At 65.6% G+C, this 2,572-nt stretch carries 2 protein-coding genes; one reads left to right on the top strand and one right to left on the bottom strand.

The genetic code is table 11. The annotated features are described in order from the left end of the window. A partial coding sequence (locus I2E26_RS03250) for an ATP-dependent DNA helicase RecQ (RefSeq protein ID WP_195419586.1) occupies window positions 1-1,093 on the bottom strand: 1,093 nt, incomplete at its 3' end. Window positions 1,094-1,356: 263 nt separating this feature from the next. On the opposite strand from I2E26_RS03250, the gene I2E26_RS03245 reads away from it, so the two are divergent. Beyond that, entirely contained in the window at window positions 1,357-2,364 is a 1,008-nt protein-coding gene (locus I2E26_RS03245) for a YitT family protein (RefSeq protein ID WP_195419585.1), read from the top strand. Window positions 2,365-2,572 lie beyond the last annotated feature (208 nt).

The raw sequence follows: 2,572 nt of genomic DNA, 5'->3' as shown, positions 1-2,572 counted from the left end.
CGTCATCGTCCGGGTCGCGGTCGATCATCATGCGGCGCAGCGCGAAGTCGCGGCCGTTCCACAGCAGATAGCAGCTCGCCGGGTCGCCATCGCGGCCCGCACGCCCCGCCTCCTGGTAGTACGCCTCGATGCTCTCGGGCACGTTGTTGTGGATCACGTAGCGCACGTTGGGCTTATCGATGCCCATGCCGAACGCGTTGGTAGCCACCATCACCGGCACACGGTCATCGATGAACGCCGCCTGGCTCTCCTGCCGGTCCCCCATGGCCATGCCGGCGTGATAGCGCCCCACGGAGATGCCGTGGGGCATGAGCGCGAGCGCGAGCTCGGCCGACAGCGCATCGACCGCCTTGCGCGTGGAGCAGTAGATGATGCCGCTCTCCCGTGCATGGGCAACCACGTACTCCGTGATCCAGCGCGTCTTGGCCTTGTCGCCCAGCTCCTCGACGCTCCACGAAAGGTTCGCGCGGTCGAAGCCCGTCACGACGGTCTCGGGCTCCTCGAGCCCCAGCATGCCCACGATGTCGCGGCGCACGCGCTGGGTGGCCGTCGCCGTGAACGCCGCCACCACGGGGCGCGCGGGCAACGCCTCGATGAACTCCGCGATCTGCAGGTACGCGGGACGGAAGTCCTGGCCCCACTGCGATACGCAGTGCGCCTCGTCCACCGCCACCAACGGAACGCCGATGCCGCCCTCGCCCGCCGCGCGCTGGGCAAACGCCAGGAAGCGGGGGTCGGACAGGCGCTCGGGCGCCACGTACATGATCTGGTACCACCCCTCCTCGGCACGCTTGAGCACGGTGTTCTGCTGGGCGGGCGAAAGCGTGGAGTTGAGATAGCTCGGACGGGCGCCGGCGGCCTTGAGCGCGCGCACCTGGTCGCCCATGAGCGAGACGAGCGGACTCGCCACGAAGGTGATGCCCGGCAGCATGAGCGCCGGGACCTGGTAGCAGATCGACTTTCCCGCACCCGTGGGCATGACGCCCAGCGCATCGCGCCCCGCCAGAATGGCATCGACCATGCGGTCCTGCCCCGGCCTGAACGAGTCGTACCCGAAGTAGGTCTTGAGCGTTTGGAGCGCGTGCTCGTTCATGGTGGTCCCCCGCATCGTCCGTCGTGTTCTCATGCGCACCATTATCGCCCAACCCGCCCGCTGGAAGCGCCCGACCGGACACCGGACAGCGCGCGGCACTCTGGACGCCCACATTTTTATCGTCGTGTAAAAGGGCGCGCGGCTGGATGCCCGACCCCCTATCAAGCGGCTATCATGCGTGATAGAATCATCGCTCTCGTTCCCTGTACGCGATCAAACGAATAGCCGCGCCGCACCCGGCGCACGATGCCCAAGGAGGGTCCATGCGAAACGCCGTTGACGCCATCACCGATCGCGCGCTCGAACTCGCGCGCCTCGCCGTTGTACGTCGCATCATCACCGCGATCGCCGTCACATTCTCGGCGCTGCTGCAGACCTTCCTCATCCAGGCGTTCGTCGAGCCCGCCAACCTGCTCCCCAGCGGCTTTACCGGCGTCGCGGTCCTCGTCAACCAGATCACCTCGCTCGGCGGCGTGCACATCTCGACCTCCGTGGGCATGCTGCTCCTCAACATCCCCGTCGCCTCGCTGTGCTGGGGCTCCATCAGCAAGCGCTTCGTCATCTTCTCCATGATGCAGGTCGCGCTCTCCTCGCTCTTCCTCAACGTCTTCAACTTCGCGCCGCTGCTGGGCGACAAGATGATGCTCGTGATCTTCGGCGGCTTTATATCGGGCCTGTCCATCGCCGTGGCACTCAAGGCAGGCGCCTCGACCGGCGGTACCGACTTCGTGGCGCTGCTCGTGTCCAACCGCACCGGCAAGACGATCTGGGGACTCATCTTTGCCAGCAACTGCCTGCTGCTGGTGATCTTCGGCGCCCTGTTCGGTTGGGACAACGCGGCGTACTCCATCGTCTTCCAGTTCATCGCCACCAAGACCATCGACAGCTTCTACAACCGCTACGACCGCGTCACGCTGCAGATCACCACGCGCTGCCCCAACGAGGTCATGGACGCCTATATCGAGGAGTTCCAGCACGGCATCTCCTGCGCCGAGGTCATCGGCGGCTACAGCCGCAAGACCATGTGGCTGCTGCACACCGTGGTGTCCACGTACGAATCGGCCGACATCATCGACCTGGTGCGCGATGTCGATCCGGGGGCGGTCATCAACGTGTTCCGCACCGACAACTTCGTAGGTGGCTGGTACCACGGCGCGGTAGACGAGCCGCTGCCCACCGCCGTCCCCGACCCCGATAAGCCCGCCCGCTTGCTCTCCAAGCAGGCCCGCCGCCACAAGCAAAGCGAGCTGCAGCAGGACGACGGCCGCTAGGAATCAGTCGCGGAGTCGAGCATGCCGCGGCACACATTGCCCAACGTGACGGGGGGGGTGCAACTCGATGCGAGCTGCGCCCCCCTTTTTTGCCATCTATACACCGCTTCGGTCCTTACGGAAGCAGGCGGCTGCCGCATTTCCACTCACTTCGAGGGGTCGGCGGACCAAAAACAACCTGGCACCCCCGAAGTGAGTGGAAAAATCG

It is taken from the genome of Collinsella sp. D33t1_170424_A12 (assembly GCF_015554865.1).
Taxonomy (GTDB): Bacteria; Actinomycetota; Coriobacteriia; order Coriobacteriales; family Coriobacteriaceae; genus Collinsella.
Note: the sequence above shows the minus strand (reverse complement) of the source record. Positions and strands in the feature narration are given on the sequence as shown.

Excerpts from the sequence above, each read along its gene's own strand:
- I2E26_RS03245 (WP_195419585.1), top strand. The coding sequence starts at position 1,357 with ATGCGAAACGCCGTTGACGCCATCACCGATCGCGCGCTCGAACTCGCG.